Origin of the sequence: Vreelandella hamiltonii, from assembly GCF_014651795.1 — a bacterium.
Classification (GTDB): Bacteria; Pseudomonadota; Gammaproteobacteria; order Pseudomonadales; family Halomonadaceae; genus Vreelandella; species Vreelandella hamiltonii.
On record NZ_BMXO01000002.1, the window covers coordinates 246,818 to 273,004 of the forward strand.

Below are 26,187 nucleotides of genomic sequence, written 5' to 3' on the forward strand. Positions count from 1 at the left end.
CGACTGCCCAAGACGAAGCGGGCAAAAAACTGGATAATGGCCACCATTCGCCTGATGCGTTGGCGCTCAGGCACACTCATTACTCCGGACGCCCGCTTATGGAAATCAAAGTTAACTATCTCGACAACCTCCGCCTGGAGTCCAAGTTCGACGATTTTACGGTCATCTCCGACCAGCCGATTCGCTACAAGGGCGACGGCTCGGCTCCCGGCCCGTTTGACTACTTCCTGGCGTCATCGGCCATGTGTGCTGCCTACTTCGTTAAGGTGTACTGCAACGCGCGTAATATTCCCACCGAGAACATTCGCCTGTCGCAAAACAACATCGTCGACCCGGAAAACCGCTACAAGCAGATATTCAAAATCCAGGTCGAGCTGCCGGAAGATATCTCGGAAAAGGATCGCGAAGGCATCCTGCGCTCCATCGACCGCTGCACGGTGAAGAAGGTCGTCCAGACCGGCCCCGAGTTTCAGATCGAAGTGGTCGAGAACATCGACGAGGACGCCCAAGCGCTGTTGATGGGCGCGCCGGAAGGTGGCAGCACCTACATCGAAGGCAAAGACCTGCCGCTGGAGCAGACTATTGCCAATATGAGCGCGATTCTTGCCGACCTCGGCATGAAGATCGAGATCGCCTCCTGGCGCAATATCGTGCCCCACGTGTGGTCGCTGCATATCCGCGATGCGGCTTCGCCCATGTGCTTTACCAACGGCAAAGGCGCGACCAAAGAGAGCGCGCTCTGTTCAGCGCTGGGCGAGTTTATCGAGCGCCTGAGCTGCAACTTCTTCTACAACGATCAGTTCTTTGGTGAAGAGATCGCGGGCAGCGAATTCGTTCACTACCCTAACGAGAAGTGGTTCAAGCCGGGGCCGAATGACGAGCTGCCGAAAGGCATTCTCGACGAGCACTGCCTGGCGATTTACAACCCGGAAGGCGAGCTGGGTGGCTCCAACCTGATCGATACCAACTCGGGTCGTGAAGATCGCGGCATCGTTTCGCTGCCCTTTGTGCGCCAAAGCAATGGCGAAACGGTCTACTTCCCCTCCAACCTGATCGAAAACCTGTTCCTCAGCAACGGCATGAGCGCGGGCAACACCCTGGTGGAAGCTCAGGTGCAGTGCCTTTCAGAGATTTTCGAGCGGGCGGTGAAGCGGGAGATCCTCGAACAGGAGCTGACCCTGCCCGACGTACCGCAAGAAGTGCTGGCCAAGTACCCCAGCATTGTCGAGGGCATCAATGCCCTGGAAGCCCAGGGCTTCCCGGTGCTGGTGAAGGATGCCTCCATGGGCGGGCAGTTCCCGGTGATGTGCGTGACGCTGATGAACCCGCGTACCGGCGGGGTATTCGCTTCCTTTGGTGCCCACCCAAGTTTTGAAGTAGCGCTGGAGCGCAGCCTGACCGAGCTGCTGCAGGGGCGCAGTTTCGAAGGCCTGAACGACCTGCCGCTGCCGACCTTCAATTCCCAGACTGTCTCTGAGCCGAACAACTTCGTCGAGCACTTCATCGACTCGGTGGGCGTGGTCTCCTGGCGCTTCTTCAGTGCCAAGCCCGACTTCGAGTTCAGCGAGTGGGACTTCTCCGGCAGCAACGAGGAAGAAGCCGAGACCCTGTTCGGTATTTTCGAGGAGCTGGGGGCTGAAGTGTACATGGCGGTACACGAAGACCTGGGCGCACCGGTGTGCCGCATTCTGGTGCCGGGCTACTCCGAGGTGTACCCCATCGAAGACCTGATTTGGGATAACACCAACAAGGCGCTGGATTACCGCGAAGATATCCTCAACCTGCACCGCCTGGACGACGCACAGCTGACCGATCTGGTCGAGCGGCTGGAAGAGAGTCAGATGGACGACCACGCTGATATCATCACGCTGATCGGTATCGAGTTCGACGAGAACACCGTGTGGGGGCAACTGACCATCCTTGAGCTGAAGCTGCTGGTCTACCTGGCGCTTGGCCGCCATGAAGAGGCGCTGGACTGCGTGCAGATGTTCCTGCAGTACAACGACAACACCGTCGAGCGTGGCCTGTTCTATCAAGCCGTGAACGCGGTGCTGGAGATTGCCCTGGACGACGAGCTGGCGTTGGACGACTACCTGCCCAACTTCCAGCGCATGTTCGGCGAAGCCACCATGGAGGCGGTGGTTGGCTCGGTGGATGGCAGCGTGCGCTTCCACGGCCTTACTCCCACCAACATGCAGTTGGAGGGGCTGGAGCGCCACCAGCGCCTGATCGAAAGCTACAAGAAGCTTCACGCGGCCAGGGCGGCAAACGCGGGCCTCTGACGGTAGCTACTGGTTGAGCATAACGGTGCGTGGCCTGCCAAGGCCCGCACCGTTTTTTATATGGTGCACTCTGGTGCAGTGGCTGGCGCAGTGAGTGCAACCAACTGCATCGCTGCGCCAAACGTCATCCCGTGTTTGGCTTGGTACAACACTTTCCGCGCCTCTCAATCGCAAACAAAGACGCGATCACAACCATAACGCCAATATAAAAATGCGGAGACTATCCCATGCTCGATATGCTCAACGACCTCCTCTGGGGGAAGGTCCTGCTCGTTTTACTGGTGGGCGTTGGTATCGGTTTTACCGTTGCCTCCCGCTTCGTACAGTTTCGTTATTTTGGTCAGATGTTTCGTATTCTGGGTTCTGGCCAAGCCTTCAAGCGTAATCAGCACGGCCACTTGAGTTCGTTTCAGGCACTGGTGCTGTCGGTGGCGGGGCGCGTGGGCGGCGGTAACATCGCCGGCGTGGCCGTGGCGATTACGCTGGGCGGCCCGGGGGCGATTTTCTGGATGTGGATCGTCGGTTTGATGGGTATGGCGACCAGCTTCCTGGAGTGCACTCTGGCGCAAACCTACAAACAGGCGGAAGGCGACGGCACTTACCGCGGTGGTCCGGCGTACTACATCGTCAAAGGTTTGGGCAAGCAGTGGCGCTGGCTGGCAGCGTTCTACTCGGTACTGCTGCTGATTACCTTTGGTTTCGCCTTTACCGCCCTGCAGTCCTATGCCGTTGCCACTTCGTTTGGCGATGCCTTCGGCGTACCGGTGCTGTACAGCGGTATTGCGCTGGCCATGTTGGTGGGGCTGATCATCTTCGGCGGCATCAAGCGGATTGCCCGCATTTCCGAATTCCTGGTGCCCTTCATGGCCGTGGGCTATATCGCCGTGGCGCTGTTGGTGATTGCCATGAACCTGGGTGAGATCCCCGCGGTGATTGCTCTGATTGTCAAGAGTGCCTTTGGCCTTGAGCCGCTGGTAGGCGGCGGGATTGGCGCTGCCATCATGATGGGCTTGAAGCGCGGCCTGTTCTCCAACGAAGCAGGCCTGGGCAGTGCGCCCAACGTGGCTGCCGTGGCGTACGTGCCACACCCGGCCAACCAGGGCATCGTGCAGGCATTCTCGGTGTTCATCGATACGGTGATCATCTGCTCGGCCACGGCGTTTCTGATTCTGCTCAGCGGCGTATACGACCCAGCCGCTGGGGCAGGTGTCGAAGGTATCGCGCTCACCCAGGCTGCCTTGGCAGACCACGTGGGCGAGTGGGGCCGCACCTTCGTGAGCCTGGCGCTGCTGCTGTTTGCCTTCAGCACCATCCTCTACAACTACTACCTGGGCGAAAACAGCCTGAACTTCTTCAGCCGTGACAACCAGAACCTGTTCAACGCCTTCCGGGTGGCGATCGTACTGCTGGTATGCTGGGGCGCGACCACCGATCTAGGCACCGTGTTTGGCTTTGCCGACGTGACCATGGGCCTCTTGGCAGTGGTCAACCTCGTTGCACTGATTCTGCTGTTCAAGTGCGGCCTGCGCATTCTGAACGATTTCGACAGCCAGCGCCGTCAGGGCATCAAACAGCCGATTTTCGATGCCAGCCAGCACCCGGATCTCGATCTGGACCCCAAAGCGTGGGAGCTGGAGCCGGAAGAAGCTGATGCGCTGAAGCAGCGGCTGGAAAGTGCGCCCGCGAAGTAAGTGCGTTTGTATTCAATTCGATAAGGAGTCCCCATGCCCCGCGTCCTCATGCTTTACACGGGTGGCACCATTGGCATGCAGCCATCGCCACAAGGTTATGTGCCCTGCGCGGGGCTGGCCGAGCGCTTAGCAGCGCACCTGGCACTGGGTGATCCTTATCGGCTGCCTGCCTTTGACGTAGTGGAAATGCAGCCGCTGATCGACAGCGCCGAGCTGATGCCGGAGGCGTGGAATCGTCTCGTGGCGGCGCTGGCGACCCACTGGCAGGCTTACGATGCCTTCGTGATTCTGCACGGCACCGATACCATGGCCTACAGCGCGTCGGCGCTGTCGTTCATGCTTGGTGCCTTGAACAAGCCGGTGATCTTCACCGGCTCTCAAATTCCGCTGGGTGAGCCCAGAAGCGACGCGCTTAACAACGTGGTCAGCGCGCTACAGCTGGCGGCTCATCCGGCCACACCCTGCGAAGTGAGCCTGGTCTTCCATGACCGGCTGCTGCGCGGTAACCGCGCCCGCAAGGTGCGTACTCAAGGCCTGGATGCCTTCGACTCCCTCAACTTCCCTTGGCTGGCCGAGATCGGCATTGGCATCACCTTTCCCCAGCCCTCGGCGCTGCTCAGCGGGGAGCCCAACTTTGCTCCCATCGAACTCGATGACGAGGCGGTAGCGGTGCTGCCGCTACACCCAGGCATGTCGCTAACGCGCGCAAAAGCGCTACTGGCAGACGACACGCTGAAAGGTGTGGTGCTGCACAGCTACGGCGTGGGGAACCCGCCCAGCTTTGACGGTGCACTGCTCGATGCCTTGAAGGCAGCCCAAGAGCGGGGCGTGGCGCTGCTCAACGTCACGCAGTGCGCTCAGGGGGAGGTCATTCAAGGCGCCTACGCCACCGGGGCGGCGCTCAATCAGGCGGGCGTGATCGCTGGAGGAGACATCACGCTGGAAGCCGCCGTGGCCAAACTCATCGTTCTGCTTGGCCGTGGGCTTTCCGGGCCAGCGCTGCGCAAAGCACTCCGCACAGCGATTCGTGGCGAACGGTCTTGCTGATTCAGCCAAAGAACCAGTAACACACCAGAATGGCGGTGGTGATGCCTGCTATATCGGCGACCAAGGCGCATCCCAACCCATGGCGAATGCGGCTAATGCCAATGGCGCCGAAGTAGACCGCCAGCACATAAAAGGTGGTTTCGGTGCTGCCCTGGAACGTGGCAGCCAGTAGCCCTGGGAAGCTATCGACACCAAAGGTGTTCATGGTCTCGATCATCATGGCGCGGGAGCCGCTGCCGGAGAGCGGTTTCACAAAGGCGGTGGGTAGCGCATCCACAAAGCGAGTATCCCAGCCGATGCCCTCTACCAGCCAGCGAATGCCGCCAAGCCCGGCATCCAGCACGCCGCTGGCGCGCAGCACCCCGACGGCCACCAGCATGGCCACCAGATAGGGCAGCAGGGTGATGGTAAAGCTCAGGCCTTCTTTGGCACCCTCGATAAAGGCGTCATACACCTTCACGCCGCGCAGTGCCCCCACGACCAGGAACATGATCACAATGCTGAACAGCGTGAGGTTGCCAACCAGCGTGGAAGCCGCAGCCAGCGCTTGAGCCGACATCCCCGCCAGCGTGGTGATCAAAAGCCCCAGGGCCAGCGCAGCGGCCAGCAAGTACCCCAGCACCACCGGTTGCCAAAGCTTCAGACGCTGCATGATGGCCACCGCCAGCAGCCCGGCGAGGCTGGATGAACTGGTCGCCAGCAGAATCGGCAGAAACACCAGCGTGGGTTCCGCTGCCCCCTGCTGGGCGCGGTACATGAAGATCGTGACGGGCAGTAGGGTAAGCGACGAGGTATTCAGTACCAGAAACAGGATTTGCGCATTGCTGGCGGTATCGCGGCTGGGGTTCAGGGTTTGCAGCGAATGCATGGCCTTGATGCCAATAGGGGTAGCGGCGTTATCCAAGCCCAAAATATTGGCCGCAAAATTCATGCTAATCAGCCCCATGGCCGGGTGGCCACGGGGCACCTCTGGCATCAAACGGCTGAATAGCGGGTCGAGCACTCGCCCTAGCAGGCGGATTAACCCCGCCTTTTCAGCAATGGCCAGAAATCCCAGCCACAGCGTCATGGTGCCCAGCAGCACCAGAATGATATCGACGCTGACCCTTGCCATATCGAACAGCGACTGCACCAGGCGGGCAAACACCTCGCTGTCGCCACCCACCAGCCATTGCCAGAGCGATGCCGCAAAGGCGGCAATGAAAAAGCTTAACCAGATTCCGTTGAGCATGGTGGGTGGGCGTCCTTGATGATCGAAGCAATACGCTAGCTGCGTATCCTACCCAAGGAGCGCCCGCTCACGCTAACCCGACAGCGAAAGAAAGAACAGAATCAGCGGCGGGGAGAGTAACGAGAGGATAAAGCCGCTGACCACGGCAATGGGCACACAGGCCACGCCGCCATGCTGCTGAATCACGGGCAGGGTGAAGTCCATGGAGGTGGCCCCGCCATAGCCAATCGCCAGCGCGGTGTGGCGATGGATGACCAACGGAATCAGTATGAATGCCAGCAGCTCGCGGGTCAGGTCGTTGAAGAACGCCACGCCGCCCATCAGCGGGCCGAGCTGGTCGCCAATCAGAATGGCCGACAGCGAATACCAGCCAAACCCGGAGGCCATGGCCAGACCTTCATTCCAGCGCAGCGAGAGCAAGGGGGCGGCGGCCAAGCCTGCCAACAGCGAGCTGAGCGCCAGGGTGACCGCAATGGCGAGCCCCAGACGGTTGAGCAGAATCTGCTTGAGCGGCATGCCCGAATTGCGCAGCTGGCAGCCAATCAACACCAGCAGCACGTAGAGCACCCACTCTGCCAGCCAGTCCGCCGTGGTATACAGCGTTTCCCCCAGCACAGGGCCGAGCAGCAGCCCCAGCGCCACGCCACCCGCCACCACGGCAACGAGCATCAGCGAGCCGCCCATGGCCGCCAGTTTGCTGGTGGGGGCGTCCTTGACCACGGGAGAGTTCCCCGCGCTCAGGCGTACGCGCCTGGAAAGCCACCATAGGGCGGCAAGATTGAAGAGGGTGGTGATACTGAACAGCAGCAGGGCGTTGCCCCCGAGGCGAGACAGCTGGCTACCCAGGTTTTCAAGCCCCGCCAGGCTCACTCCCATGAACAGCAGTATCAAGTATACCGAGCCGCTGACGGCTCGGTTGATGAGGTTCAGCCACCACGTGGAACGAACGCGAACCAGATAGCCCAGAAACAGCGGCAACAGTACGATCAATAAGCCAGAGAGCATCTAGAGTTCTTTACCCTCGGCAGGCGTGAAGCGTGTCATGGTGATGGCGGTCTGGCGACTGCCTTCCTTCTGGTACTCCGCAGAGAGGATCAGCCCGGGCCAGTCAGGGTGAAAATTGATCACCAGGTGACGGTCGGGTTTCTCGGCATCTACCAAGGTGACCTGCTTAGCGTCGAACTCCCCAGCGGGGACGCTGACTCTGGCCGGGGGATTCAGGTAGTACTGGAAGTGCTCGTCTCGACCTCGGTGGTCCACGAACGAGATATCGCAAGGTGCTTCTTGGGTGCAGTCTTCATGGCCGACCCGCCGTGACAGGTCGAACAGAGCCGTCTGGCGGTCCAGCGAGTGGATATCGGCTTCGTTCAACTGGTAGCTGTCGCCCACGCCAAACAGCGAGTAGCTGCTGTTGTAGAGTAGCGAGCGTGTGGTGTCATCGTCCACTGCAAAGCGGCTGCGCTCTTGCCCGCGCGCCACGGCGACTGAAAAGCTCATGTCGCTGAGCCAGTGCAGGCCTTCGTTGGATAGGGTGTGGGTGATGGTCGCGCCGGGCCAACCACGAATCTCCAGCCGGTACTGAGCTTCGAACGGTTGGGGCGCTGCCCACGGGGAGTCTTCGATGGGTTGCTCTGCGAGGGCGGCTGTCATGCCAGACACGCTCAGGGCACCCACAGTGATGCTCAGCCAGCGGCGAGCCGCAGTTACGTTGACGTGACGCAAAGGCCATTCCTCCATTGAATATATGATCCTCAGAACCTTTGTGTCAGCCCTTGGTTCCACAGCGTCGCTGGCCCGTTCTCAGCAAACGATCACGCTTGGCAAAGTATAACGTGCCGAGCCATGGGCGTCAGTAGCCCGCATCGGGGTTGACGGTGGCGAGAGGCTCACCGGCATCGAAGGCATGCAGATAGGAAATGACCTGATCGATGGCGTCGTTCAGCGGAGTCGGGGCCGCCATATGCGGCGTCACGATCACTTTGGGGTGTTGCCACAGCGGGTGATTGGCAGGCAGCGGCTCTTCGTGGAAGACGTCCAGCAGCGCACCGCGCAGGTGGCCTGGCTGCTGTTCCGTGCCAAGGGCTTTCAACAGAGCTTGTTCGTCGATCAGACTCCCGCGCCCCGGATTGATAACACTTGCCCCTGGCGGAAGTTGCGCCAGCCGGGCGGCGTTCAGGATATGCCGAGTGGCCGGGGTATCCGGCAGGATGGTCACGACGCTTTGCACCTTGCTTAACAGCTGGTCCAGGCCTTCGTCACCGTGCAGGCAGCGTACCCCGCTGATCTGTTTGGCAGAGCGGCTCCACCCCAAGACCGGAAACCCTGCCTGCTGTAGCGCACTGGCCACGTAGCCACCAATGGCCCCGAGCCCCAGCACGCCCACCGGCCAGTCGGCCTTGTCGGCGACTGGCTGCGGCGCCCACTGGGCGTGGGCCTGCTGCTCGCGGTAGCGGTCCATGCTGCGGTAGAAGTGCAGCACGCCGTATAGTACGTAGTCGGCCATCAGTTCGCTCATGCCCGCGTCGCGCAGTTTGACGATGGGCACGCCTTCAGGAAGGCCCGGCGTATTGAGCAAGTGGTCGACGCCAGCCCCGAGATTGATGATGCCTTTCAGGTGCGTTTGCTCCTGCAGCAAATGTGCCGGTGCCTTCCAGACGGCCAGGTAATCGGCATTGAGCCGCTCGCTGGCCGGGGCGTCGCTGGTCAATACCGTGGCCTGGGGCAATGCGTCGGCAATAGCGGCCTGCCACTGCGCTGCATTGTCGATATGGACGACAATTTTCATGAAGGCTCCTTAGCTGCGGCTTTTGGGGAAGCTCTATCATGAGCGAGAGAACCCGAAGACCGCAACCCACGCCAAGCGCGTCGCTTCACGGCCAACGCCTCGTTAGAAGCGATGTTAACGGTCTATGCAATTTTTGACATAAAGGCTTTGACCGCTGACCAAGGAGGGGTGCTAGTATCGGGGCAAGGCGACATTGGCGGGCCAGCAGCGGCGGTGACCAGGTCGATCCTGTGGCCCAGTGGCGCGCCTTACCGCGGGCGCTGGTTCTAAGTGATCTTTTATTGGCGAGTTGCCCGATGACAGAGGTTTCCCTGCCTTTCACCCGTGAAGAGTACGCCAGCCGTTTATGGAAAGTGCGTGCTGAAATGGCCGGTCGCGGCATTGATGTGTTGATCGTCAGCGACCCTTCCAACATGGCGTGGCTGACCGGCTACGACGGCTGGTCATTTTACGTGCACCAGTGCGTGCTGGTGGGGTTGGAGGGTGAGCCGGTGTGGTTTGGTCGCCGTATGGATGCCAATGGCGCGCTGCGCACCTGCTGGATTCACCCCGATAACATCACCTATTACCCGGATTACTACGTCCAGAACCCTGACATGCACCCGATGGAGTATCTGGCGCAGTCGATCATGCCCGACCGTGGCTGGCACACCGGCGTGGTGGGCATGGAAATGGACAACTACTACTTTTCCGCCAAGGCCTACCAAAGCCTGCTCAAGGAGCTTCCCCACGCGCGCTTCATGGATGCCAACGCGCTGGTGAACTGGTGCCGGGCGATCAAGTCTCCCCAGGAAATTGCCTATATGCGGGTCGCCGCCAAGATCGTAGAAGGCATGCACTCGCGCATTCTGGAAGTGATCGAGCCGGGGCTGCCCAAGAGCAAGCTGGTGTCTGAAATCTATCGCGTGGGCATCGAAGGGTTCATCGACGAAAACGGCAAGGTGTTTGGCGGTGATTACCCGGCCATCGTGCCCATGCTGCCTACGGGCAAGGATGCGGCGGCGCCACACCTGACCTGGGACGATACGCCGTTCCGCAATGGTGAAGGCACCTTCTTCGAAATTGCCGGGGTGTTCAAGCGCTACCATGCGCCCATGTCGCGCACCGTGTTCCTCGGCACGCCGCCCACTGACTTCATCCGCGCCGAATCGGCCTTGCTGGAAGGCATCGAAAACGGTTTGGCCGTTGCCAAGCCCGGCAATCGCACGGCCGATATCGCCATGGCGCTGGGCGCAGCCATGGACAAGTACGGTTTTGACCGCGGTGGCGCGCGCTGCGGCTATCCGATTGGCATCTCTTACCCCCCCGACTGGGGCGAGCGCACCATGAGCCTGCGTCCCTCGGACGAGACGATCCTGCAGCCGGGCATGACCTTTCACTTCATGCCGGGCCTGTGGGTCGATGACTGGGGGCTGGAAATTACCGAAAGCATACTGATTACCGAAGACGGCTGCGAAACGCTGGCAAACTTCCCCCGCCAGCTGTTCGTGAAGTAGCCGGTCGTTCAATAAAAAGGATTCACCATGACGCTTCAACCGAACTCACTACGGCCCAGCCCCATCTCTGCCACCGTCGACTTCGACGCCGACGGCGTGCAGCACGGCTTTTTGAAGCTGCCGATCTCCACTGATGAGTCTGCCTGGGGGGCGGTGATGATTCCCGTGACCGTGGTGAAGAATGGCGAAGGCCCCACGGCCCTGTTGACGGGGGGCAACCATGGTGACGAGTACGAAGGCATAACGTCGCTGCTCAAGCTCTCCTCGGCGCTCAAGGCCGAGGAGGTCACTGGCCGCGTGATCATCGTGCCCTGCATGAACACCCCGGCGGTGATGGCTGGCAAGCGCACCTCACCGATGGACAAAGGCAACCTGAACCGCAGCTTTCCCGGCGACCCTAACGGCACGGTGACCTCACAAATTGCCGACTACTTCACCCGGGTGCTGGTGCCCATGAGTGATGTCGTGCTCGACCTGCACTCTGGTGGCCGCACGCTGGATATCCTGCCGTTTGGTGCGTCTCACTTACTGGATGACAAACACCAGCAGCAGGCGGCGCTGGAAGGCGCCAAGGCCTTCGGTGCGCCTTATGCCATGGTGATGTTCGAGCTGGACGCCGAAAAGCTTTTCGATACCGCCTGCGAACGTCAGGGCAAAGTATTCGTGGCCACCGAGCTTGGCGGCGGCGGTACTTCCACCCCGCAAAGCATCGCCATTGCCGAGCGCGGCGTGCGCAACTTCCTGATTCATTACGGTTTGGTAGAAGGCAACGTGGAGATGCCCGAAGGCGGGCAGATGTACCTGGATATGCCGGACGCCAGCTGCTACGTGCAGAGCCAGCACGCCGGTGTGTTGGAGCTGCTGGTGGCACTGGGCGACGAAGTGAAGAAGGGCCAGACCATTGCCTATGTTTATGACATGACCCGCAGCGGGTCGGCGCCAGTGGCGTACCAGGCCGAGCGCGACGGCATTCTGATGGCGCGTCGAGCCCCTTCGCTGATCAATATGGGTGACACCCTGGCGGTGATTGCCGACGTTGTCGAACGCCTGGAGGCATAGCCCCCGGCATGATGAAACTGGATCGCTATGATTTAAAAATCCTCGATATCCTCTCCCGGGACGGGCGGATCACCAAGTCGAAGCTGGCCGAGGCGATCAATCTCTCGGTCAGCCCCTGTTGGGAGCGGGTGAAGCGCCTGGAGAAGGCGGGTGTGATCGAAGGCTACACGGCACGCATCAATGCGGAGGTATTGGTGCCGCGCAACCCCGTATGGGTGCAGATCGAGCTCAAGCAGCACAACGCTGAAAGCTTTGCCCGTTTTGAAGCGCTCGTGATGGCTACCCCCGAGGTCACCGAATGTGTGGCCGTGGGCGGTGGCGTTGATTATCTGGTGAAGTTCGAGGCCCGCACCATCGACAGCTACCAGCGGCTGATGGACAAGTGGCTGGTATCCGAGGCGGGGATCGAGCGCTATTTCACCTATATCGTCACCAAGACCGTCAAACGCCAGTCCATCGCCATCGATAGTGATTTGTGCAGCCCACTATAAGGTTGGCTGGGTTCCAATGGTCTCGTCAGGAGAGACGTTGCTGCCAGGGTTTGCGAGCGTGCCCGACCTGACGCGATTGCGGCCTTCACGCTTGGCCTCGTACAGCGCGTCGTCGGCTGCTTTGATGAGCCTGTCAATGTGTGCATCAGGGGCCACAGGGCCTGCGCATACTCCCACGCTCACGGTCACTTTACCCTCGGTGGTCGGGGCATGAGGCACTGCCAGATGAGCGACTTTCAGTCGAATGCGCTCGGCCAGCGCCACGGCGTTGGCCACGGTGGCGTGTTCGCAGCTCAATACCAGAAACTCTTCGCCACCAAACCGGCAGACGATACCGCTGCCCTGACAGGCTGCCTGAAGCGCGCCTGCCACCGCGCGGAGGCAGCGGTCCCCCTCGGAATGACCGTAAAAGTCGTTGAAGGCTTTGAAGTGATCCACATCGACGATGATGACAGCGACTGCCAGTGGCGTATCAGGCTGCGTCAAGGTGGAGGCGAAGCGCCCCAGGCCCCGACGGTTGGCAAGCCCGGTCAGGGGATCCAGGTAGGTCATTTTCTCCAGTTCGGCATTCCGGGCAGCCAACTCGGTACGCAGCTGCTCTACGCGTGTGTTTTCAAGGTAGAGCCGCAACGATTCGGACGAGAAGCGATAATTTGCCATGAGCGAGAGTACCAGCACCGGAACGCCTACGGAGAGGTGATTCATCACGTACTCAGGGTGGGCCCCAGGCAAGAAGAATATCGTGCTGTACAGGCAGGTAAAGATGAACAGCGAACCATAAAGGCTATATTCGAAGGGCGGAGTGAAGACGATGGTAATCACCAGCAAAAAGACGAGCCCTGCGTAGAAGTAGCCCAGCACGTCCGGGTCTTGTGAACCCAATAAAATGGCGCACCACACCACCGTGCCCAAGCAGACCACCAGTACCCCGGCCAGCTCTTTATGGCGGATGGGCACGGGACGTCGATAATAGGCAAACAGCAGAAGGGTGGCGGGCCCCATCAGCAGAAAGCGCATCGCCAAAGAGCGCAAGGCGATATCGGGGAGCAAGTAGATATCCACCAGCGTGTACGAAAAATAAAACAGCGCGAGCCAGCCCGTGAGCACTGTTATCGAGCGCAGCCGTGTCTCATGGCGATCCTGATCGTAGCGTTCGCGAACGGTCAGGTGGCCGATATGCTCGGAGAGCTGCTGAAAGTAGGGAAGTCGATACACGGCGTTATCTCTTGAGCGGCAAGCAGAGGCCAGCGGCAAGTTCAGGTGCGTGACTAGATCTCATATTACGTCAGAATCGCCCTGACAGAAGGCGGCAGCCATCATTTGCCACAATATTTTATATTCTTGTACAAGTTATATGGCAGGACGTGCGTCACCCAAAAAAAACGCGTGAAAATGCCCGTTCCACAAAAAAATCCCGCGTTTAAACGTTCACTTTCAAAAACACTTCGTGGGCTATCTCCCTTACGCTACAGGCATTGCAGCAAGCCCGCAGAGCGGCAGCTGAACCCCCTTTCTTGTAGCGTCACGGTCGTTGCCACTACCTGCTCTCAGCGTCGTGGCAGCCTCCTGGAGAAGAGTCATGACCACACTATCCACTGCCCTTGTGAAACGCCTGGAAGATCCACGCTTGTTCCGTCAGTACGCTTATGTGAACGGCAAGTGGACCCATGGCGAAGGTGGCCGTGAAGAGGCCGTGTACGACCCGGCAACCAACGAAGCCATTGGTCATATTCCGCTGCTGGAAGCGAATCAAATCACGGCGGCGGTGGATGCGGCTGAAGCGGCATTCGTCCACTGGCGGGCGCTGCGCGCCGATGAGCGTTGCGAACGTCTGCTGGCGTGGTACGACCTGATTCAGGCCAACCGCGAAGACCTCGCTACCATCATGACCCTGGAGCAGGGCAAGCCACTGCCCGATGCTCGTGGCGAAGTGGAGTATGGCGCAAGCTTTGTGCGCTGGTTCGCGGAAGAGGGCAAGCGCACCTACGGCGAGACCATCCCGAGCCACATTCCCAATGCATCGCTCGGCACGATTAAAGAGCCGGTGGGCATTGCTGCGATGATTACGCCGTGGAACTTTCCGCTGGCGATGATCACCCGCAAGGCCGCCGCCGCGCTGGCCGCAGGTTGCCCGGTGATTGTAAAGCCCGCCAACGAAACGCCGTTCTCGGCGCTGGCGCTGGCAGAACTCGCCGAGCGAGCGGGCATTCCCGAAGGCATCTTCAACGTAGTGCTAGGCGAGCCTGCGGAAGTCTCCAAGATTTTGTGCAGCGAACCGCGCATCCGGGCGCTTTCATTCACTGGTTCCACCCGTGTTGGCCGCTTGCTCATCGAGCAGAGCGCCAACACCGTGAAGCGGCTTTCGCTGGAGCTGGGCGGCAACGCACCCTTTATCGTCGGGCCGGATATGGACCCCAAAGAAGCGGCCTACGCTGCCGTGGCCGCGAAGTTCCAAACCGCCGGGCAGGATTGCCTTGCCGCGAATCGTATTCTGGTACACGAATCCATTCACGATGAGTTCGTTGCCCAGTTCACCGAGCGCATGGCGGCACTCACCGTAGGCAACGGCCTGCACGGCGAAGTGGATCTTGGCCCGCTCATTCACCGCCAGGCGGTCGAAAAAGCGGCTGCGATTGTCGATGATGCCATCTCAAAAGGGGCCACCCTGATCGCGGGCGACCAAAGCCAAGCGCCGGGCGACAACTTCTTCATGCCGGTGCTGCTGACCGGTGTGACGCCAAAAATGAAGGTATGGCGGGAAGAGAACTTTGCCCCGGTGGCCGGCATTACCGCTTATAGTAGCGACGACGAAGTCATCGACATGGCCAACGACACCGAATACGGCCTGGCGGCGTATATCTACACCCATGATATACGCCGCATCTGGAAGCTGATGCGCGCGCTGGAGTACGGCATGGTGAGCGTCAATTCCGTGAAGATGACCGGGCCGCCCGTGCCTTTCGGCGGCGTCAAACAGTCCGGCCTTGGCCGTGAAGGTGGCGCGACGGGGATCGATGAGTATCTGGAAACGAAGTACTACTGCCTGGGCGCGCTGGGATCGGTGTCGGGTAGCTAGGTTTGGGAGCCACAGCATCGCGCGCTGAAGCGCCCTCCCACAACCCCCGTTAGGCGCTTGAATTGGCCCTGTGGGAGGCCGGCTTTGCCGGGCGAAGGCACCGCGAGGTGCCCATCATTAAGTCAGTCACCAAAGATAAAATATCCTCCCCAACTGTGGGGAGGTTTATCGTACAGAGAGAGCATTATGAGCTTGCATCAGGATCTGATCGAACGCGACCGCAAAGTCACCTTCCACGCCTCTACGCACCTGCGTGATTTTGCCCATGGTGATTTGCCTGGCCGCGTGATTACCGGCGGTAAAGGCATCCACATCGTGGACAAGGATGGCCGCGAGTTCATCGATGGTTTTGCGGGCCTTTACTGCGTCAACATCGGCTATGGCCGCACCGAAGTGGCGGAAGCGATCTACAAGCAGGCGCTGGAACTCTCCTATTATCACACCTACGTGGGCCACTCCAACGAGCCGCAAATCGAGCTTTCCGAGCGCGTGCTGAAAATTGCAGGCCTCAACATGTCCAAGGTCTACTACGGCATGTCGGGTTCTGATGCCAACGAAACCCAGCTCAAGATCGTGCGTTACTACAACAACGTGCTGGGCCGCCCGCAGAAGAAAAAGGTCATCTCGCGCATGCGCGGTTACCACGGCTCAGGCATCGCGTCTGGCTCGCTGACTGGTCTGAAGGCGTTCCACGATCACTTCGACCTGCCCATCGATACCATTCGCCATACCGAAGCGCCGCACTACTACCTGCGTGCCGCCGAGCAGCATGGCATGACCGAGCTCGAATTTTCTGCCTACTGCGCGGACAAGTTGGAAGCCATGATTCTGGAGGAAGGGCCGGACACCGTGGCTGCCTTCATCGGCGAGCCGGTGCTCGGTACTGGCGGTATCGTGCCGCCGCCGGAGGGCTATTGGGAAGCGATTCAGCCGATCCTGGACAAGTACGACGTGCTGCTGATTGCCGACGAAGTGGTGTGTGGATTTGGCCGTACCGGCTCCGACTTCGGTAGCCACCACTACAATATGAAGCCTGACCTGATCACTATCGCCAAAGGCCTGACCAGTGCCTACCAGCCGCTGTCCGGCGTCATCGTCGGCGACAAGGTATGGAAAGTGCTGGAGCAGGGCACCGGCGAATTCGGCCCCATCGGCCACGGCTGGACCTACTCCGGCCACGCTCTGGGCTGTGCTGCTGGCCTTGCCAATCTGGATATCATCGAGCGCGAGAATCTGGTGGGCAACGCGGCAGAAACCGGCGCTTACTTCCAGCAGCAGCTGAAAGCCACCTTCGAAGGTCACCCGCTGCTGGGCGACGTGCGCGGCGTTGGCCTGATGGCGGCGCTGGAGTTCTCACCGGATGCCAAGCAGCGCCTGCACTTCGACCCCGTGCTGAAAGTTGGCCCGCGCGTCGCGGCTGCGGCCATGGAAGAGAACCTGATTGCCCGCGCCATGCCCCAGGGCGACATCCTCGGCTTTGCGCCGCCGCTGATCATCAACCGTGGAGAAGTAGACGAGATGATTGGCCGTGCCAAGCGTGCCATCGACCGCGTGACCGATGAGCTGGTGCGCTCGGGTGATCTGAAAACGGGTCAGCAAGAAGCTGCCTTTACCGTTTAATCGCCTGCTTTATCCGTTTAAGCGCCGCTGCCGATGCAGCGGCGTTTTTGTTTTTGATCGTGGCGTCTATGCTGAACAGTGTGAATAGCTGGACAGTGTAAATAGACAATAGAACGTTGATCGTTGAGGAGACGCTCACCATGCAACCGGTACTCGCCTTTGATGTATACGGCACGTTGATTGACACTCAGGGCGTCACCGTTGAGCTGGAACGACGCTTGAAAGATACCTCACAAGCGCTTGAGTTCGCCAAGCGTTGGCGCGAAAAACAGCTGGAATACAGCTTTCGCCGCGGGTTAATGGGGGCCTACGTGCCGTTTTCTGACTGTACTCGCGAAGCGCTGGTATTTACGAACCGTGCGCTGCAAGCCGGGCTATCCGATAACGATCACGACCACTTGATGGCCGTGTATACAGAACTGCCCGCATTCCCCGATGTAGTGCCTGCGCTGGACCAGCTGCGCGATGCAGGGATTCGCTGCGTGGCGTTTTCTAACGGCACATCAGACGCAGTGAACCAGCTCTTGAGCCGTGCAGGCGTGCAGCGCCATATGGATGCGGTGGTGAGTGTGGACGATATCAAACGCTTCAAACCCGACCCCGCCGTGTACGCTTATTTACGCAGTCAGCTTGAAGCGCGCCCAGAAAATACCTGGTTGATTTCAAGCAACGCCTTTGACGTGATTGGTGCCACGCAAGCGGGCCTGCGCAGTGTTTGGGTGCGCCGCCAATCGGATGCGCCCTTCGACCCCTGGGGTGGCGAGCCGGATATGACGGTGTCTGATCTGGAAATGTTGGCTGATCGTATGGTGCCATAGGTTGGTATCTGCACATCCTGGTCGCATAATGAGTCGTGATTCCCCCTATCTGGAAGACAGCATGTCGAAAAAAATCTATTGCACTGCCAGCTTTAAACCCAAGCCAGGCAAAGAAGAAGCGGTCTTCAAGGCACTGCAAAGTCTTGAGCCCAACGCCCATCGTGAAGATGCTTGCCTGTTGTACACAGTGACTCGCCAGATCGATAACCCGTTTGCCCAAGGCACCAGCTACCCCATCGTGTTCCACGAGATTTGGGCCAGCCGTGAAGAGTTCGAAGCGCATTGCCAGCGTAAAGAGATCCAGGAATTCTTCGCCCAGCACGTCGAGTCGCCGGATGGTGACATCGAAGACGCCAACGTATGTGTCTACACCGATGAGCCGTGGAATTTCGACGCCCCCAAGGTGTCATGAGTGCACAACGTGTAGAATAGTCCCGCGAACGAGAGCGACTACGGAGTCAACATGACCGAAAAAAAGATGAACGTCGAAAGCTTTAACCTGGATCACACCAAGGTAAAGGCACCCTACGTGCGTCTGGCCGATATCAAGGAAGGCCAGCACGGCGACCGTATCCACAAATACGACCTGCGTATCTGCCAACCCAACAAGGAGCACATGGAGATGCCTGCGCTGCACTCCCTGGAGCACCTGATGGCGGAATTGTCGCGCAACCATACCGATAAAGTCGTCGATATCAGCCCGATGGGCTGCCAGACCGGCTTCTACATCGCGTTGATCAACCACGACGATTACGACGACGTACTGTCGATCATTGAGCAGACGCTCAACGACGTCTTGACCGCTACCGAAGTGCCTGCCTGCAACGAAATGCAGTGCGGCTGGGCCGCCAGCCACAGCCTGGAAGGTGCCCAGGAACTGGCACGTAACCTGTTGGCCAAGCGCGGTGAGTGGACTGAGGTGTTTGCTTAATCGGTCGCTGTTTCGAACGCCCCATTGACGGGGCGTTCGGCAATATAGGTACACGTCCGTGTGCATGAAAACGTTCTGCTCAAATATGTGTGTCAGCGGCCAGTTGCTCGATGGAGTGGGCGACATGGCGGGCGTCTTGCAGAATCTTGTTCACGATGGCATCGATTTCGCTGACGCTGGATTGGCTGGCTTTGCCTTGTTGAATCACCTGTTGCATGGCTTGCGTCGTGCGCTCCACCAAATGGCTGTTCTCTTTCAAGACACGGGTGATCTGCTCGACGGCTTCTGAGGCTCCTTTGGCTAGCTGACGCACTTCATTGGCTACGACGGCAAACCCGCGACCTTGCTCCCCAGCTCTGGCGGCCTCTACGGCAGCGTTCAAAGAGAGCAGGTTGGTTTGGCTGGCAATACTGGCAATCGATTCCGTGATCTTGTTGATGCTCTGTGATTGTTTGTGCAGAGCATCGATCAACTCTTGTGCCTGTGCCAACGTCTGGGCTGCCTGCTCAGAGCCTTTGACCATCTCATCCAGGTGGTCCAGGCTGTCCTTCGCGGTGCGCTCTATTTGCGAAGTGCTGCTTTGAGCGGAACTGATGGTACCCGACGTGGCATTGACCTTCTCGACCAAGGGGGTGATGTCGCTGGCAAACTTGACGACTTCCACGACATTCCCATCGCTATCCCTGACGGGGTTGTACGTGGCTTCCAACCAAATGCTTTTGCCCTGCGCCGTTTTGCGCTCGAATCGGCCCTTGGTGAAATGACCTTGTGCCAAACGTGCCCAGAAGTCTGGATGCTCACGATAAAAGTTGTCGTGGCAAAACATGCGGTGGTGTTGCCCCACATATTGATTGGCACGGTAGCCAATAGCCGCTTCGAAGTTTTCATTGGCCTCCAGTATTTCTCCCTGAGGAGTAAACTCGATGACGGCCATCGAGGCATTCAATGCTTTCAATACGGCTTCCTGGCGCTGAGCCTTTTGATGTCTTGCGGTGACATCGTTGGCAATCTTGAGCACGCTCTTGACCGTGCCGCGATAGTTGGTGATCGGCACGTACATGGCTTCCAGCCACACTTCTTCACCGCTGTCTTTGAAACGCCGGAATCGCCCGGTGAAACTCTCCCCCGATGCCAGTGAACGCCAGAACTGCTGGTACGCTGGCTGTTGAGCGTCTGTAGGGTCACAAAAGATGCGATGGTGCTGCCCTTTGATCGCGCTCAACTGGCAATCCATGACCTTGAGAAACGCAGGGCTTGCATGTTTGATCATCCCCTCTGGCGTGAACAGAATGCAGGCGGTATGGCCGAGTAACGCATGATAGAGCGGTGCATTGAAAAAATGGGTATCCATATTTTCCTTCTCTATAGACTGTTAGCTTGCTTAAGAGAGGGCAAGGGGAGGCCCTAAGCTAACCATGGCACAGCAACTGCTTTTGAGCTAATTTATATTAGCCGCATGCTGTCCTGTCATTCACTCATTGGTATGAGGTTATGTTTGACAATATAGCAGGGCTTGTCTCATATTCGTTCAATTATAAATGTTAAAAAAAGTGAATTGTTTTTCTATAAGTTGCTGATAAATAAAGATGGTGACGCTTTGCTTGAGGTTTATTCAAAATCCGGTGGAAGACGCCAAGCCAAAGGGTCGCTAGTCTACGTTGGGAGCGGTAAGTGAAACGTATTGCGGGCCAGTGACACGAGGCGAGCATGCTAAATCAACGTTGGCAGCACATCAGTAAGTACAAGCTCACGCAGGAGAATGAGTCGGATGCTCTGGATCATCTGATTGCCTCCTTGGCAGACTTCTTCGAGTTCCCCGTTGCATTGATCTCGGTGCTTGGCCAGAAGCAGTGGTTTATCGCCAAAGCGGGGTTGGACGTGGATTTCACTTCCCTCGAGGATGCTTTCTGTCGCCACGTCGTTGAACTGCGCGCTCCGCTGGTCATCGAGGATGCCAGCCAACACCCGGATTTTTGCGATAACCCCCTCGTGCTCTCCAGCCCGTATATTCGCTTTTATGCAGGTGTGCCATTGGTGGCGGGCGGGCGGGAGGTCGGCGCCGTGTGCCTGATCGATGATCGGCCCAATACGCTGACCGCCAAAGACCTCAAGTTTTTAGAATCGCTCAGCTTTTTCATCAGTGATTACATCCGTCTCATCGACAAGCAGCGCGCCAAGGTCAGCAGCGCAGATTTTTCATTGATGATCGAGGCCGCTGATGTTGGCGTCTGGGATTGGGAAATTCCCAATGACCATAATGTCTTCAATCAACGTTGGTGCGAGTTGCTAGGGCTTGAGCGCGATGAGGTGGATAGCCGGTCGTCTTTCTGGAAAGGCTTGGTACATAGTGACGACTATGCGCGGCTCAACAATGCCATACGTACCCATCTGGCAGATGAAAGCGCCGTCTTGAATGTGGAGTATCGGCTGCGCCATGCGGAGGGTCATTGGCTATGGGTCAACACTTATGGACGTACCGTGGCCAACGACAGTGCAGGCCGTCCACTGCGCATGACCTGCGTGATTCGTGATATCAGCGAAAAGAAACGTATCGAGCTGCGCGAGTACAAGCAGGTTCAACTGCTGAATTTCATGAATCGTGCGCAGAGTGTCTTCCTCCAGGAAAAAAACATTCGTCACTCCTGCGAGCTGGTGTTCGATGAATTGCTTGCCTTGGCAGAGAGCCAGTTCGGCCTGATTGGCCAAGTCGTGGAACAGGAAGGTCATGGCAAGACTTTGTTCATTCATGCGCTGACGAACATTAGCTGGAGTGAAGAAACCAATGAACAGTACCGTGCTTATCAGCGCAGCGAGCTTTTTTTCAATAATCTCGATAACCTGTTTGGCCACGTGGTGACGTCGGGTAACGTGGTCATGGCCAACCAGCCCAGACGCCACCATGCGTCACGGGGAACGCCGGCTGGCCATCCTCCCCTCAAGCGCTTTCTGGGCCTTCCTATCAAGATCGGTGACGAGACCGTCGGCATGATTGGACTGGCCAACAAGGAAGAAGATTATTCCGAAGAGGACGCGCTTTTCTTGCAGCCGCTTCTGGATACGTTAGGGGCTCTGTTCTACGCCTTGGAGGTCGAGCAGTCGCGACTCGATGCCGAGCGTAAGTTGCGCTATCTGGCTGAAACGGACGTGTTGACCAAACTGCCTAATCGGCGTGCTTTTATCGAACGTATCCAAGGGTTCTATGCCCATGATGCCAGCGTGGCCAGAAGCTTCTGCATTGCCGTCATCGATATCGACTATTTCAAGACGATCAACGATCAATATGGGCACCAAGTGGGCGATGAGGTGCTTCAAGAAGTTGCTTTCCGCCTGAGCAGTAGTGTGCGCTCCGACGATCTGGTCGCACGCCTGGGAGGAGAGGAGTTTGGGGTGGGGATGTACGATACCAAAGAGGGCTGTTCGCTGGAGCATTTGCGCAAAGCGGTGGCCTTGACACCCATCGTGACCAGTGAAGGCCTGGTGAGCGTCACCGTCAGCATTGGAGCCTGTCAGGTGAATCCTGAAAGCGCCCCTGCACAGTGGGAAAGCGACCTGCGCAGCGCCGACCTTGCCCTGTATCGTGCAAAACGCGATGGCCGCAATCGAGTGAAGTGGCACATGCCCTCTTCGGTCATCAACCCTTGATGGGTCAGGCAGGGTCGATGGTCAGCAATAACCGTTTTTGACCCTCTTGGAGGGCGGGGCTTCGATGCACCAGGCCATGCTGTTCTGAACCTTCCCAGGCGCTGCCCTTGATCAAGGCAATATCGCCGGGTTCCAGCCGCTGTATGGCGTTCTCATCCAGCACGATCTCGGGGCGGTCGGGGTGCGGGGCGCCCAGTCCTTGTCGGTTGACCGCGTCATTGGGCAGCCACTCGCTGCCCGGTCCTGAGTAGGTGCACACCAGTCGTACCCCCAGGTTATCGCAGTGAAAGCGGGGGCACATGGCCGCCGTGAGCAGGCGCAGGCGAATACCGACGCTGTCGGTATCGAACAGGTAGGCAATGGCCTGGGCAATGGTCGCCACATCTTCCACCAGCGCATCGCCTGCCTCAGGGGAGGGCAGCTTGCGTTTTAGGTCGGCCATGAAGGCTTCTTCCGGCGCTCCCAGCCAGGCATAGTGCCAATCGCGGGTGGTCTGAGACTGTGCATTGGCGCTTACTGCCAGCTCGGCGGGTAGCTTGCGCTGAAAAATGGCAATATTGATAGGTGCTTCAAAAATCTGTGGCAGGACGCTGATGTCATGCCCTTGGGCGGCATGAGAGGGTAGAGGCTGGGTCGGCGTTGAGAGCAACGGCGTCATGATGGGCTCCTCGGTAAAATCTGTTTGTGCTCATGTTGATATGTTATAACATATTTCTAATGAGTGGCCACAGAGGGCAAGGGGCTTCCCTTCGGTGCCCGCCAAGACACGCAAGAGGTTGCCATGCATGATACGACGCTGATCCCCGTCAACGTCCTGACGGGCTTTTTGGGCAGTGGCAAGACCACGCTGCTCAATCGCTGGGTTCGTCAGGCCTCCATGCGCAATACGCTGGTGGTGATCAATGAGTTTGGAGAAATAGGGCTCGACCACCAGTTGCTGACCCATAGTGATGAGCAGGCGGTCGTCGAGATGAGCAGCGGCTGCCTGTGCTGTACGCTGCGGGGCGATTTGAGCCGAACCCTGCAACGGGCCCTCGATGCTCAGGCCGCAAAAGGCAAGCCTGCCCCTGAGCGTGTTGTGATCGAAACCACTGGCCTTGCGGATCCTGCCCCGTTATTGCAGTTCATGATGACGGACCATTGGCTGGCGCACCGCTTTCAGCTCGATAGCGTGATCTGCTGTATCGATGCCGCCAACGGTGATGCCACGCTGCGCACCCATCGCGAATCCCAGCGCCAAGTGGCCGTGGCTGATCGGCTCTTGATCACCAAAACCGATCTGGTCGATGAACATCATCTCTCGGCACTGGCCAATCAGCTGGCCACGCTAAATCCGGCGGCTGAGCAGTGGCAGGTGCTATCCGGCAACCTGAACCCTGAACTGCTGGTAGGCGCCGGGCTCTATCAGGCGGGTACAGGTCGATATAACGTGGAAAGCTGGCTCAAGTCGGCGAGCTATCACATCACCTTGCTGGCCAGTGGGCAGACTGAGGGCGATCACATTGCATACGGGGCTAGGCGCCAGTCCGAGACTCAAAAAACGCTAATCTATTGACAGCTTGCTCTTCGAGGGAATATAAGTTCTCTACCACTCACTGCCTCAGGCTGCCATGCTCCTCTTATTGATCACCGCCACCTTGGCGATTGCTGTCTCTTTTCTTTGTTCAATACTAGAGGCTGCGCTTTTATCCATCACACCAAGTTATATTGCCAAGCAAAAAGATCATAAACCACGTTTGCATGCAGCGCTGGTAAAGTTAAAAGGCAACATAGATCGCCCGCTTGCCGCTATTTTGACGCTCAATACCATAGCGCATACCGTTGGAGCCACTGCCGTAGGGGCTCAGGCAGCTACCGTGTTTGGTGAAGCATCCATCGCCGTCGTCTCGGCGGTCATGACGCTACTGATCCTGGTGCTTTCTGAAATCATCCCTAAAACAATAGGCGCTACTTATTGGCGCAATATCGCACCTTTATTGCCTCGTTTGTTAAATGTCATGATTGTTGGCTTGTTGCCTTTTATTTGGATGTCGGAGTTGATGACACGACGCTTGGGCAAGTCGGAACATGATGTCGATTTGCGCGACGAGATTAAAGTGTTGGCTAAAATAGGGCTGGAAGAAAAGGTACTGGATGCCGATGAGTCGCGTACAATTATCAACATGTTGAATTTGCATGATATTGCCGTGAGTCAAGCAATGACGCCTCGTACGGTCTGTGAAACCGTGCCGCCAAGTATGACCGTGCATGAATTCGACAAGAAATATGGAAAGTCTTCGTTTACTCGCTTTCCTGTCATGGATGGAGGTGAACTGGCGTTTGGCTATGTACATAAATCGGACATGTACCATGCTGATGATGCCAGCACGATGCGTGAACTCATGCGCCCCATTGGCAGCGTTGATGTCACCAGTAACGTGGAGCAGGTCTTTACCTCGATGCTCAAGGATCACCTCCACATGCGTGTGATTTACGATGAGCATGGCACGTTCGTGGGTCTTATCAATCAGCGCGAAAAACCGCTTACTTTTAGTGAGCGGATGGATAGCGCGGCATCCGCAGGATGCCCTTGCTGATGATTTGCACAGTGCTATACTACTCACGTCGACACGACCTACCGAGGGGCACTCGGAAAGTTACGTCTGTGGAGACGATGTGAGACCTGGGGGATATGAGTTGGTTCGCCACCGTAAAAATCCCCACTGTGGGACTTTTACGGCGATAACCAAGCCATTCCCTCGGGCAATCGTCTTGGAAGCAGAAACCAGGAAGGTAACAACCTGGGAATCCCCTTCCTTTCCGTCGCTAGACGGCAGCGCAAGCTGAGGGAGGGGAGGATGTCAATACATTAGAAGACATCATCGAGACTATCCTGGGTCAGGATATTGTGGATGAGACAGACAGCGTTACCAACCTTCGCCACTTCGCAAAGCAGCGTTGGATCAAAAGAGCTAAGTGAGCGCGGGCATTTGTGTGCTTCCATCATGAACGCCGTTTACCTGCTTAGCTCAAAAAGTTCTATAGTGAAGGGCGGTAAAGTCATATAAGGTATGAAAACCGGATACCCTTACTTGAGGAGCCACCATGTCACTACGTATCAATGCCGTTGTACCTGACTTCGAAGCGGAAACCAGCCAGGGGCCGATTCGCTTTCATGAATGGATAGGCGACAGCTGGGCGATTCTGTTTTCCCACCCCAAGGATTTCACTCCTGTCTGCACCACCGAATTTGGCGCGGTGGCTACCCTGAGCGCTGAATGGGAAAAGCGTGGCACCAAGGTGATCGGGGTGTCCGTGGACGGTGTCGAGGATCACAAGCGCTGGGCGGGCGATATCGAGACCGTCAGCGGCAGTGCCGTGAGCTTCCCTATCATCGCCGATGAAGGGCTCAAGGTCTCCAAGCTGTTCGACATGCTGCCGGAAGACGCCTACTTGCCCGATGGCCGCACGCCTGCCGATAGCGCGACGGTGCGCTCGGTTTTCATCATTGGCCCGGACAAGCAGCTGAAGCTCTCGATGACCTACCCGATGACCGTCGGACGCAATTTTGCCGAGATCCTGCGCGCGCTGGATGCTCTGCAAACCACCGCCAAGCACGGCGTGGCCACGCCTGCGGATTGGAGTGTAGGGCAGGATGTCATCATTCCTCCCAGCGTTTCCAATGAAGATGCTCAGCAGAAATTTGGTGAATTCGACGCGGTACTGCCGTACCTGCGTAAAACCAAACTGCGCTAAACCGTAGCACGCCCCGCCAGCCTGAGCTGGCGGGGTAGCTCAGCTCGCTTCGAGCGCGAGTCGCTCGATCGAGTGAGATACGCTTAGCGCTCCCTGCAATATCTCGTTAACGATCGCCTCGATCTCCTTCACGCTGTTCTGGCTATTCTGGCCCTGTTCCACCACCTGCTGCATATTTTATTGACGTCCTCCCCGCCCTAAAGGACGGGGATTCCAACTTCTTGAGGGCAACGTCCTGCCCCGAGGCTGAGGATATTCCGGGCCGCATTCACGTCCCGGTCGT

The 26,187-nt window shown here is 58.1% G+C and carries 23 protein-coding genes; 15 read left to right on the plus strand and 8 right to left on the minus strand.

The annotated features are described in order from the left end of the window. Positions 1-98 precede the first annotated feature (98 nt). From IE061_RS04520 to IE061_RS04530, 3 genes are all read left to right on the plus strand, one after another. A complete protein-coding gene (locus IE061_RS04520; protein ID WP_193461079.1) occupies positions 99-2,282 on the plus strand; it encodes an OsmC domain/YcaO domain-containing protein in 2,184 nt (727 codons plus the stop codon). 227 nt (positions 2,283-2,509) lie between these two features. Beyond that, positions 2,510-3,973, plus strand: a complete 1,464-nt coding sequence (locus IE061_RS04525; protein ID WP_193461080.1) for an alanine/glycine:cation symporter family protein — start codon at positions 2,510-2,512, stop codon at positions 3,971-3,973. 33 nt (positions 3,974-4,006) lie between these two features. After that, the gene (locus IE061_RS04530) at positions 4,007-5,020 is read left to right on the plus strand and encodes an asparaginase (protein WP_193461081.1); all 1,014 of its coding nucleotides are present in this window, start codon (positions 4,007-4,009) and stop codon (positions 5,018-5,020) included. 1 nt (position 5,021) lies between these two features. On the opposite strand, the gene IE061_RS04535 is transcribed toward IE061_RS04530, so the two are convergent. The 4 genes from IE061_RS04535 to IE061_RS04550 form a co-directional block, all read right to left on the minus strand. Further along, positions 5,022-6,251: a nucleoside recognition domain-containing protein gene (locus IE061_RS04535; protein WP_193461082.1), complete on the minus strand. Its 1,230-nt coding sequence runs from the start codon at positions 6,249-6,251 to the stop codon at positions 5,022-5,024. A gap of 72 nt (positions 6,252-6,323) precedes the next feature. Beyond that, positions 6,324-7,256: a LysO family transporter gene (locus IE061_RS04540; RefSeq protein ID WP_096921398.1), complete on the minus strand. Its 933-nt coding sequence runs from the start codon at positions 7,254-7,256 to the stop codon at positions 6,324-6,326. Next, on the minus strand, positions 7,257-7,973 hold the full coding sequence (locus IE061_RS04545) for a hypothetical protein (RefSeq protein WP_373294941.1): 717 nt from the start codon (positions 7,971-7,973) through the stop codon (positions 7,257-7,259). A 127-nt stretch (positions 7,974-8,100) separates the two neighbouring features. Further along, entirely contained in the window at positions 8,101-9,036 is a 936-nt protein-coding gene (locus IE061_RS04550) for a 2-hydroxyacid dehydrogenase (protein WP_193461084.1), read from the minus strand. A 296-nt stretch (positions 9,037-9,332) separates the two neighbouring features. On the opposite strand from IE061_RS04550, the gene doeA reads away from it, so the two are divergent. The 3 genes from doeA to IE061_RS04565 are packed head-to-tail and all read left to right on the plus strand — an operon-like array spanning position 9,333 to position 12,082. Further along, positions 9,333-10,532, plus strand: a complete 1,200-nt coding sequence (doeA, locus tag IE061_RS04555) for an ectoine hydrolase DoeA (RefSeq protein ID WP_039175528.1) — start codon at positions 9,333-9,335, stop codon at positions 10,530-10,532. A gap of 27 nt (positions 10,533-10,559) precedes the next feature. Next, positions 10,560-11,591, plus strand: a complete 1,032-nt coding sequence (gene doeB, locus IE061_RS04560) for a N(2)-acetyl-L-2,4-diaminobutanoate deacetylase DoeB (RefSeq protein WP_039175530.1) — start codon at positions 10,560-10,562, stop codon at positions 11,589-11,591. Positions 11,592-11,599: 8 nt separating this feature from the next. After that, on the plus strand, positions 11,600-12,082 hold the full coding sequence (locus IE061_RS04565) for an Lrp/AsnC family transcriptional regulator (protein WP_096921394.1): 483 nt from the start codon (positions 11,600-11,602) through the stop codon (positions 12,080-12,082). Here IE061_RS04565 and IE061_RS04570 read toward each other — a convergent pair. Further along, positions 12,077-13,297, minus strand: coding sequence for a GGDEF domain-containing protein (locus IE061_RS04570; protein WP_193461085.1), 1,221 nt, complete (start codon positions 13,295-13,297; stop codon positions 12,077-12,079). The genes IE061_RS04565 and IE061_RS04570 overlap by 6 nt on opposite strands. Positions 13,298-13,661: 364 nt before the next feature. Between IE061_RS04570 and IE061_RS04575 the strand changes: the two genes are divergently transcribed. The 5 genes from IE061_RS04575 to IE061_RS04595 all read left to right on the plus strand — a co-directional run bounded on the left by IE061_RS04575 (position 13,662) and on the right by IE061_RS04595 (position 18,527). After that, entirely contained in the window at positions 13,662-15,158 is a 1,497-nt protein-coding gene (locus IE061_RS04575; protein ID WP_193461086.1) for an NAD-dependent succinate-semialdehyde dehydrogenase, read from the plus strand. A 186-nt stretch (positions 15,159-15,344) separates the two neighbouring features. Beyond that, the gene (locus IE061_RS04580) at positions 15,345-16,778 is read left to right on the plus strand and encodes an aspartate aminotransferase family protein (protein WP_039175536.1); all 1,434 of its coding nucleotides are present in this window, start codon (positions 15,345-15,347) and stop codon (positions 16,776-16,778) included. Positions 16,779-16,918: 140 nt separating this feature from the next. Continuing rightward, positions 16,919-17,596, plus strand: coding sequence for a haloacid dehalogenase type II (locus IE061_RS04585; protein ID WP_096921391.1), 678 nt, complete (start codon positions 16,919-16,921; stop codon positions 17,594-17,596). 61 nt (positions 17,597-17,657) lie between these two features. Then, entirely contained in the window at positions 17,658-18,008 is a 351-nt protein-coding gene (locus tag IE061_RS04590; protein WP_016916271.1) for a putative quinol monooxygenase, read from the plus strand. 51 nt (positions 18,009-18,059) lie between these two features. Continuing rightward, positions 18,060-18,527, plus strand: a complete 468-nt coding sequence (locus IE061_RS04595; RefSeq protein WP_039175540.1) for an S-ribosylhomocysteine lyase — start codon at positions 18,060-18,062, stop codon at positions 18,525-18,527. 79 nt (positions 18,528-18,606) lie between these two features. Here IE061_RS04595 and IE061_RS04600 read toward each other — a convergent pair whose 3' ends face one another. After that, positions 18,607-19,878 (minus strand): methyl-accepting chemotaxis protein, encoded by a 1,272-nt coding sequence (locus IE061_RS04600; RefSeq protein WP_039175558.1) that lies wholly within the window; start codon positions 19,876-19,878, stop codon positions 18,607-18,609. 356 nt (positions 19,879-20,234) lie between these two features. Between IE061_RS04600 and IE061_RS04605 the strand changes: the two genes are divergently transcribed. Further along, a complete protein-coding gene (locus IE061_RS04605; protein ID WP_193461087.1) occupies positions 20,235-22,169 on the plus strand; it encodes a diguanylate cyclase in 1,935 nt (644 codons plus the stop codon). Positions 22,170-22,173: 4 nt separating this feature from the next. Here the strand turns inward: IE061_RS04605 and IE061_RS04610 are convergent, their stop codons facing one another. Continuing rightward, positions 22,174-22,827, minus strand: a complete 654-nt coding sequence (locus IE061_RS04610) for a DUF1826 domain-containing protein (RefSeq protein WP_016916278.1) — start codon at positions 22,825-22,827, stop codon at positions 22,174-22,176. A gap of 123 nt (positions 22,828-22,950) precedes the next feature. Between IE061_RS04610 and IE061_RS04615 the strand changes: the two genes are divergently transcribed. From IE061_RS04615 to IE061_RS04625, 3 genes are all read left to right on the plus strand, one after another. Then, a complete protein-coding gene (locus IE061_RS04615; protein WP_230478375.1) occupies positions 22,951-23,724 on the plus strand; it encodes a CobW family GTP-binding protein in 774 nt (257 codons plus the stop codon). Positions 23,725-23,779: 55 nt separating this feature from the next. Further along, positions 23,780-24,745, plus strand: a complete 966-nt coding sequence (locus tag IE061_RS04620; protein ID WP_193461088.1) for a CNNM domain-containing protein — start codon at positions 23,780-23,782, stop codon at positions 24,743-24,745. Positions 24,746-25,253: 508 nt separating this feature from the next. After that, positions 25,254-25,904, plus strand: a complete 651-nt coding sequence (locus IE061_RS04625; protein WP_081136178.1) for a peroxiredoxin — start codon at positions 25,254-25,256, stop codon at positions 25,902-25,904. A gap of 39 nt (positions 25,905-25,943) precedes the next feature. Here the strand turns inward: IE061_RS04625 and IE061_RS18185 are convergent, their stop codons facing one another. Further along, entirely contained in the window at positions 25,944-26,078 is a 135-nt protein-coding gene (locus IE061_RS18185) for a hypothetical protein (RefSeq protein ID WP_268992385.1), read from the minus strand. Between the last annotated feature and the right edge of the window lie 109 nt (positions 26,079-26,187).

Excerpts from the sequence above, each read along its gene's own strand:
- IE061_RS04550 (WP_193461084.1), bottom strand. The coding sequence starts at position 9,036 with ATGAAAATTGTCGTCCATATCGACAATGCAGCGCAGTGGCAGGCCGCT.
- IE061_RS04610 (WP_016916278.1), bottom strand. The coding sequence starts at position 22,827 with ATGACGCCGTTGCTCTCAACGCCGACCCAGCCTCTACCCTCTCATGCC.
- IE061_RS04520 (WP_193461079.1), top strand. The coding sequence starts at position 99 with ATGGAAATCAAAGTTAACTATCTCGACAACCTCCGCCTGGAGTCCAAG.
- IE061_RS04600 (WP_039175558.1), bottom strand. The coding sequence starts at position 19,878 with ATGGATACCCATTTTTTCAATGCACCGCTCTATCATGCGTTACTCGGC.
- IE061_RS04575 (WP_193461086.1), top strand. The coding sequence starts at position 13,662 with ATGACCACACTATCCACTGCCCTTGTGAAACGCCTGGAAGATCCACGC.
- IE061_RS04565 (WP_096921394.1), top strand. The coding sequence starts at position 11,600 with ATGATGAAACTGGATCGCTATGATTTAAAAATCCTCGATATCCTCTCC.
- IE061_RS04615 (WP_230478375.1), top strand. The coding sequence starts at position 22,951 with ATGCATGATACGACGCTGATCCCCGTCAACGTCCTGACGGGCTTTTTG.
- IE061_RS04580 (WP_039175536.1), top strand. The coding sequence starts at position 15,345 with ATGAGCTTGCATCAGGATCTGATCGAACGCGACCGCAAAGTCACCTTC.
- IE061_RS04585 (WP_096921391.1), top strand. The coding sequence starts at position 16,919 with ATGCAACCGGTACTCGCCTTTGATGTATACGGCACGTTGATTGACACT.
- IE061_RS04525 (WP_193461080.1), top strand. The coding sequence starts at position 2,510 with ATGCTCGATATGCTCAACGACCTCCTCTGGGGGAAGGTCCTGCTCGTT.
- IE061_RS04530 (WP_193461081.1), top strand. The coding sequence starts at position 4,007 with ATGCCCCGCGTCCTCATGCTTTACACGGGTGGCACCATTGGCATGCAG.
- IE061_RS04620 (WP_193461088.1), top strand. The coding sequence starts at position 23,780 with ATGCTCCTCTTATTGATCACCGCCACCTTGGCGATTGCTGTCTCTTTT.
- IE061_RS04540 (WP_096921398.1), bottom strand. The coding sequence starts at position 7,256 with ATGCTCTCTGGCTTATTGATCGTACTGTTGCCGCTGTTTCTGGGCTAT.
- IE061_RS04605 (WP_193461087.1), top strand. The coding sequence starts at position 20,235 with ATGCTAAATCAACGTTGGCAGCACATCAGTAAGTACAAGCTCACGCAG.
- doeB (WP_039175530.1), top strand. The coding sequence starts at position 10,560 with ATGACGCTTCAACCGAACTCACTACGGCCCAGCCCCATCTCTGCCACC.
- IE061_RS18185 (WP_268992385.1), bottom strand. The coding sequence starts at position 26,078 with ATGCAGCAGGTGGTGGAACAGGGCCAGAATAGCCAGAACAGCGTGAAG.
- doeA (WP_039175528.1), top strand. The coding sequence starts at position 9,333 with ATGACAGAGGTTTCCCTGCCTTTCACCCGTGAAGAGTACGCCAGCCGT.
- IE061_RS04535 (WP_193461082.1), bottom strand. The coding sequence starts at position 6,251 with ATGCTCAACGGAATCTGGTTAAGCTTTTTCATTGCCGCCTTTGCGGCA.
- IE061_RS04625 (WP_081136178.1), top strand. The coding sequence starts at position 25,254 with ATGTCACTACGTATCAATGCCGTTGTACCTGACTTCGAAGCGGAAACC.
- IE061_RS04590 (WP_016916271.1), top strand. The coding sequence starts at position 17,658 with ATGTCGAAAAAAATCTATTGCACTGCCAGCTTTAAACCCAAGCCAGGC.
- IE061_RS04595 (WP_039175540.1), top strand. The coding sequence starts at position 18,060 with ATGACCGAAAAAAAGATGAACGTCGAAAGCTTTAACCTGGATCACACC.